The following is a 6,579-nucleotide window of genomic DNA, read 5'->3' as shown; positions in this document are numbered from 1 at the left end:
CGGCAAAAACGACGGGGGGAGCAAAATCTGCGGCGAAGCCGCAATATCACTTGGCCGAAGGGCAAATATCACTGACGCAAAGCGTCAATATCACTATCGCGCAGCGATAATATCACTGCCGCGTTCGTCGCCCGCAGGGACGGGCAATGCCCGTCCGCCCGCCGCGGAATAACGATAACGTGATTTCTATTGACAAACTTCTCCAAAAGATGTAATATATTATACGTAAAAAAACGTCGCAGTTTCTGCGGCGGGAAAAGAGAGGCAAAAACATGAAAAAGAGAGTCCTTATAATCATACTCCTTTCGCTGTTCCTCGTGCTGTTCAACGCGATGTTCTTCCTGCTCGGAGGCCACGAAGGCGCGAACGCGTCCCGCTGGATCTCCTACGGCGCGATCCATCTTTCCTATCTGCTGATGATATTCAGCCCGCTGATCGTCCGCGGCGTGAAGAGCGACAAGATCTTCGGCTTCCCGCTCGCCACGGTTTCGATGTTCTATTTCTGCATTGAGTTCATCGTCGGCCTGATCTTCATCCTCTTCAATCCGGAGGGATGGAAGGCCGCGTTCCTCGTCCAGCTCGTCCTCTTCGTGATCTACGCGACGCTCGCGCTGGTAGTGCTCATCGCCGGCGCCACCGCCGACGAAGCGGAGAAGGAGAAGGTCGCCCCCGGCGTCTTCGTCAACAAGGCCGGCGAACTGCTCGCCGACGCCATCAAGCGCGCCCGTGAAGGCGAAGCCCGCGACGCCGTCAACGCCGCCGCCTTCGCGCTTTCTCAGACTCCGGCGTTCAGCCGCGAGGAAGTCCTCGGCATCGAGGGCCAGATCGTTTCGCGCATCAAGGACCTCCGCGTCGCCGCCGAGAAGAAGGACGACCAGGCGGTCATCGCGATCTCCGGCGACGTGCGCGGCATGATCGAGCAGCGCACCGCCATGCTCTCCCAGATGCCCGTCGCGCAGCAGTAATTCTTAAAACAGGGGGCGGTGCGTAACGCGCCGCCCTGTTTTTTTCAACCGGAACCCAAACGCTTTCTTCATTATATAATATATAAGAGAAGCATATCAGAGGTACCCCATGAACTACGCTAAGCTTAAAACGAAGCTGCCGGAGCTGCTGAACGCGCTCCGCGGCGTGATATACCCCGAGGTGTTCGGCCCGTCGGACGGCGCTTCCGTCGCCGCGGCGGAGCTGCGCGCCCGCGCGCTTCTCGCGGAGCTGCTGCCGGAGGTCTGCGACCTGCCGTGCAGAGCGGGAGCCGCCGTTTCCCGCAACGACGGCGGGGAGATCACCGACGCGCTCATGGCGCGTATGCCCGCGGTGCGCGAGCTGCTCGAGACCGACCTCGTCGCCGCCTACGAAGGCGACCCCGCCGCGACCTGCCGCGAGGAGATAATCACGGCGTACCCGGCGTTCGAGGCGATGAGCGTCTTCCGCGTCGCGCACGAGCTTTACGCGCTCGGCGTGCCGATGCTCCCGCGCATGATGACGGAATACGCCCACTCCCGCACCGGCATCGACATCCACCCGGGTGCGACCATCGGCAGATACTTCTTCATCGACCACGGCACCGGCGTCGTCATCGGCGAAACGACCGTGATAGGCGACCGCGTCAAGCTCTACCACGGCGTAACGCTGGGCGCGAAGAGCTTCGACGTCGCGCCGGACGGCTCCCTCGTCAAGGGCGTCAAGCGCCACCCGAACATCGGCAGCAACGTCGTCATCTACGCCGGCGCGACCATCCTCGGCGGCGACACCACCATCGGCGACGGCTGCGTCATCGGAGGCAACGTCTGGCTGACCCACTCCGTCCCGGCGGGCAAGACCGTCACCGCCGCGCACGAGCGCGTCGCGGAAAAGGAGCATAACGAAGAAAGCGAAGGCAGCATTAAGGTGTTTCTGTAGAATCAGATCGGGTCTTTTCGGCCCTTTGCGGCTTGTCGTCGTCGGCAGGCAAATAGCAGCATTAAGGTATTTTTATAAGATAAGCAGGAGCTTTGAGCACCTCCCTCAGACGAGGGAGGTGTCATTTTTTGCTTGCAAAAAATGACGGAGGGCGGGAAGCGCCGCCTCGGCGGCGCACCCGTTCGCCGAAGGCGAACATATCACCTCAGCGAAGCTGATATATCGTATCTGCCGCGCAGATATATCGCACGCCGTCAGGCGCATATCGCTGAGAGCGCTTACCGTTATCATCCTGAGGCGCGCCGCACCGGAGGGGTTGTCATCCTGAGCGAGCGAAGCGAGCCGAAGGATCTCACGTTGTCGTTTGTCATCCTGAGCGGAGCGGCGGAACGCCGCGTAGTCGAAGGATCTTGTCGGAAACGGCGTTGTAAAAGGAAAAGTGCGCGGCAGAAAACGCGGGTAACCTACCGTTTTCTTTCGCGGCGCTTTCGCGCCAATGCCGGACGAGCAATGCTCGTCCCTACGGGCGCGATGCTTCGCATCGCTCCGCTCAGGATGACACGAACACGGCGCTTTTGCGTCAATGCCGGACGAGCAATGCTCGTCCCTACGTGCGCGGCTGCGGTCTTTTTTCAAAAAACCGCCTCAAACTCGCAAATACCTATTGCCAAATACAACCGGCGGTGGTATACTTTCACATATAATACAACATATTGAAGAGGGAGTGTTTGATATATGACACACAAGGGCGGAATAATCGGCTTCGGCGGCATGGGCAGCTGGCATTACGAGCACGCGAAGGAGACGCCGGTCAACTACGTCGCCGTTTACGACGTCGACCCCGAGCGCCTGAAGGTCGCGCGGGAGCAGGGGCTGAAGGCCTACGAAACGCTCGACGCCTTCCTCGCTGACGACTCCTTCGACGTTGTCCTCGTCGCCACGCCGAACAATTTCCATCACGATATGGTTATCGCCGCGCTCGAAGCGGGCAAAAACGTCGTCTGCGAAAAGCCCGTCGCGATGAGCAGCGCGGAGCTGCTCGACATGACGGCGGCCGCGGAACGCGCCGGCAAGGTCTTCACCGTCCACCAGAACCGCCGCTGGGACGCCGACCTCGACATCGTCCGCCGCGCGATAGATCAGGACCTGCTCGGCGAGCTTTTCACCGTCGAGAGCCGCGTCCACGGGCAGAACGGCGCGATGTACGGCTGGCGCGCCTTCAAGGTCGCCGGCGGCGGCATGATGCTCGACTGGGGCGTGCACCAGATCGACCAGCTCATCCACCTTTTCGGGCGCAAGGTCGAGAGCGTCTTCTGCACGATGGCGAAGATAAAGACGACCGAGGTCGAGGATTATTTCAAGCTCATTATAAAAATGAAGGACGGCCTGACGCTCCAGATCGAGACCGGCACCTATAACCTGATCCAGATGCCGCGCTGGTACGTCTGCGGCAGCAAGGGCGCCCTGCAGATCGACACATGGGGCACGCCCGGCAAGGTCGTGCGCGCGAAGAAGGAGGAGTTCGAGTGGACTCCCGTCATCATCCACACCGCCGCCGGCCCGACCCGCACGATGTCGCCGCGCCCGAAGGATACCCTCGAGGAGCTGGAGATACCGGAGCAGTGGCCCGACTGGAAGGAGTTTTACGCCAACGTCGCCGCGGTCATCGACGGCGAAGCGAAGGAGCTGCTCGTCAAGCCGGACGAGGCGCTCTACGTCATGCGGATAATGGAAGCGGCGTTCAAGTCCGCCGAGACCGGCGAAGCGGTCATGTTTGAATAAGAGAGCTTGAAAAAGCGCAAGCTTTCGGGAAATTTGAATAAGCGCAAGCTTTCGGGAAATAAGAGCAGAGCTTCGGACGCCTCCCTCAGACGAGGGAGGTGTCATTTTTTGCTTGCAAAAAATGACGGAGGGAGGGAAGGAGCCCTTCCTCTGCCGCGGCGGCTGCGTTTGAGATGATGTCTTTCCCTCCCTCAGTCAAACGCTCCCGTTGGTCGCGTTTGCCAGCTCCCTCGGCCGAGGGAGCTGCCCGAACGGGAGCGCAAGGCGCCGGGGTTTGAGGGAGCCGCCCGAACGGGAGCGCAAGGCGTCGTCGGCGGTGATATGCCGCCTTCGGCAGCGCGATATATTTGCCTTTCGGCAAATACGATATGTCGGCTCCGCCGACACGATATGTCACGCTTCGCGTGACGCGATATGCGCCTTCGGCGCAAGTGATATTATGGCTTCGCCATAGTGATATTGACGCGTACGCGTCAGTGATATTGCCGCTTCGCGGCAGTTTATAAGGAGGACCACCACATGAAACTCGGCGTATTCACACCCGTACTCAACGACAAAAACCTCACGCAGGCGCTCGACTTCCTCGCCGAAAACGGCATCGAGGCCGCGGAGCTCGGCGTCGGCGGATTCCCCGGCCACGACCACTGCGAGCCGGAAAAGCTCCTCGCCGACAACGCCGCCGCGGAGCAGTTCCGCAGGCAGTTCGAGGATCACGGCATCGTCATTTCGGCGTTCTCGGCGCACGGCAACCCCGTCCATCCGGACGCGAAGACCGCCCGCGACTATGACGAGACCATCACCCGCGGCATACTGCTCGCGGAGAAGATGGGCGTGCCGGTCGTCAACACCTTCTCCGGCTGTCCCGGCGACTGCCCGACCGCGTCGCATCCGAACTGGGTGACGGCTCCCTGGCCGCCGGAGTTCCTCGATATCCTCGATTACCAGTGGAACGAGGTGCTCATCCCTTACTGGCGCGAGAAGGAGAAGTTCGCGAAGGCGCACGGCGTGAAGATCGCCTTCGAGCTGCACCCCGGCTTCTGCGTCTACAACACCGAAACGATGCTCCGCCTGCGCGAAGCGGCGGGCGAGAATATCGGCGCGAACCTCGACCCGAGCCACCTCGTCTGGCAGGGAATGGATCCCGTCATGGTCATCCGCGAGCTCGGCGACGCGATCTTCCACTTCCACGCGAAGGATACGAAGATAGATAAGTACAATACCGCCGTCAACGGCGTGCTGGATACGAAGCATTACAGCGACGAGCTGCACCGCAGCTGGATCTTCCGCTCCGTCGGCTACGGCATGGACGTCAAGAAGTGGAAGGAGATCGTCAGCGCGCTGCGCACCGTCGGCTACGACTACGTCATCAGCATCGAGCACGAGGACAGCTTGTTCTGCGGCGGCGAGGGGCTGATGAAGGCGATCCGCTTCCTGAAGGACGTCATGGCGTTCCAGCCCAAAGGCGAAATGTGGTGGGCGTGATTTTGCCCGCAGGGCAAAATCAGCTAAATTCGTTCCTTCGGAACGAGCGAAATTTGCCTTCGGCAAGCTAAATTTGCGCTGTCGCGCAAGCGAAATTCGCCGCCGAAGGCGGCGAGCTGAAGAGGAACGAATTTAATTTAGCTGCCGCCTGCGGCGCAGGCGCAATACCACTGCCCGCAGGGCAATATAACTGAAACCCCGCTTCCCTTTCGGGAAGCGGGAGCCGTCTGCGACGAATACAGGGAGGAAACAAAAATGCAACCGAACACGGCAAAAGGCATATCGACTTTTCTTAAAGCACTCGCTGTCCTGACGTTTGTCGGCGGGTTTATTCTCGGCATCCTATTAGGAAAAAACATCTACGACGAGTTCGATTTCGCGTTGGCGTTGGTTTACTGGGCTCAGGGACTTATATACGGTATGATCGTGCTGGCAATCAGCGCGATAATCGACCTGCTGCTTCAGATAAGGGGCAGGATTTTCGACGAGCGCGAAGGCGCCGTAGTTAAAATCGACGGACAGGCCGCGGACGAGATTCCGGCAGGTGCGGGAGCGGCAGTTTTGTCAGGGCACGCCCCGGTGAAAAACGGCAAATGCGAACTATGCGGCAAAGAGAACGAGGATTTGTATTCGGCCAAAATCGCCGACGATCTCGGAACGCGTTACAGAATCATCTGCAAGGAGTGCGCAAGCAAGCCGGACCGCACGCTGACTGATTGAGCGATACTGCATTATTTACAGGAAAAAATCGCTTCCCGAAAGGGAAGCGGGGTTGTTTATTTGCGGGCGATCAAGATCGTCCCTACGGACAACCCCTCCGCCCCTTCGGGGCACCTCCCCTTGCACAGGGGAGGCATTGCGCCGCCTTTGGCGGCGGTGATATTGACGCTTCGCGTCAGTGGTATTGCGGCTTCGCAGCAGTGGTATTATGCTTCGCATAGTGGTATTGCCGCCTTTGGCGGCAGATAAAAAAAGGACGCGCCGCAGGCGCGTCCTTCTTTTTTGCTTTCTCTTACTTCAGCTCGGCGAAGTACTTGATGGTGCGGACCATCTGGCTGGTGTAGGAGTTCTCGTTGTCGTACCACGAAACGACCTGGACCTGATAGGTGTCGTCGTCGATCTTGGTGACCATGGTCTGGTTCGCGTCGAAGAGCGAGCCGTAACGCATGCCGATGATGTCGCCGGAAACGAGGCGCTCGGTGGTGTAGCCGAAGCTCTCGCTCTGCTGGGCCTTCATCGCGTCGTTGATCTTCTCGACCGTGATATCCCTGCCCTTGACGACCGCCACGAGGATCGTGGTGGAGCCGGTGGCCACGGGAACGCGCTGGGCGGAACCGATCAGCTTGCCGATGAGCTCGGGGATGACCAGGCCGATGGCCTTGGCAGCTCCGGTGCTGATGGGAACGATGTTCG

6 protein-coding genes are annotated in these 6,579 nt (G+C 59.8%); 5 read left to right on the top strand and 1 reads right to left on the bottom strand.

Annotated features, from left to right (window positions below):
* Positions 1-272 precede the first annotated feature (272 nt).
* From IJL83_06085 to IJL83_06065, 5 genes are all read left to right on the top strand, one after another.
* Positions 273-965 carry a hypothetical protein gene (locus IJL83_06085; protein MBQ6553166.1) on the top strand — a complete coding sequence of 231 codons (693 nt, stop codon included), beginning with the start codon at positions 273-275 and terminating at the stop codon, positions 963-965.
* Between the two features lie 109 nt (positions 966-1,074).
* Entirely contained in the window at positions 1,075-1,902 is an 828-nt protein-coding gene (locus IJL83_06080; GenBank protein ID MBQ6553165.1) for a serine acetyltransferase, read from the top strand.
* A gap of 735 nt (positions 1,903-2,637) precedes the next feature.
* The gene (locus IJL83_06075; GenBank protein ID MBQ6553164.1) at positions 2,638-3,684 is read left to right on the top strand and encodes a Gfo/Idh/MocA family oxidoreductase; all 1,047 of its coding nucleotides are present in this window, start codon (positions 2,638-2,640) and stop codon (positions 3,682-3,684) included.
* A 519-nt stretch (positions 3,685-4,203) separates the two neighbouring features.
* Positions 4,204-5,166 carry a sugar phosphate isomerase/epimerase gene (locus IJL83_06070; protein MBQ6553163.1) on the top strand — a complete coding sequence of 321 codons (963 nt, stop codon included), beginning with the start codon at positions 4,204-4,206 and terminating at the stop codon, positions 5,164-5,166.
* Between the two features lie 255 nt (positions 5,167-5,421).
* On the top strand, positions 5,422-5,886 hold the full coding sequence (locus tag IJL83_06065; GenBank protein MBQ6553162.1) for a hypothetical protein: 465 nt from the start codon (positions 5,422-5,424) through the stop codon (positions 5,884-5,886).
* 292 nt (positions 5,887-6,178) lie between these two features.
* Here IJL83_06065 and IJL83_06060 read toward each other — a convergent pair.
* Positions 6,179-6,579, bottom strand: a 401-nt coding sequence (locus IJL83_06060) for a type I glyceraldehyde-3-phosphate dehydrogenase (protein ID MBQ6553161.1), incomplete at its 5' end; no start/stop codon positions are given.

The organism is Clostridia bacterium (assembly GCA_017438525.1).
GTDB lineage: Bacteria > Bacillota > Clostridia > Oscillospirales > RGIG8002 > RGIG8002.
Note: the sequence above shows the minus strand (reverse complement) of the source record. Positions and strands in the feature narration are given on the sequence as shown.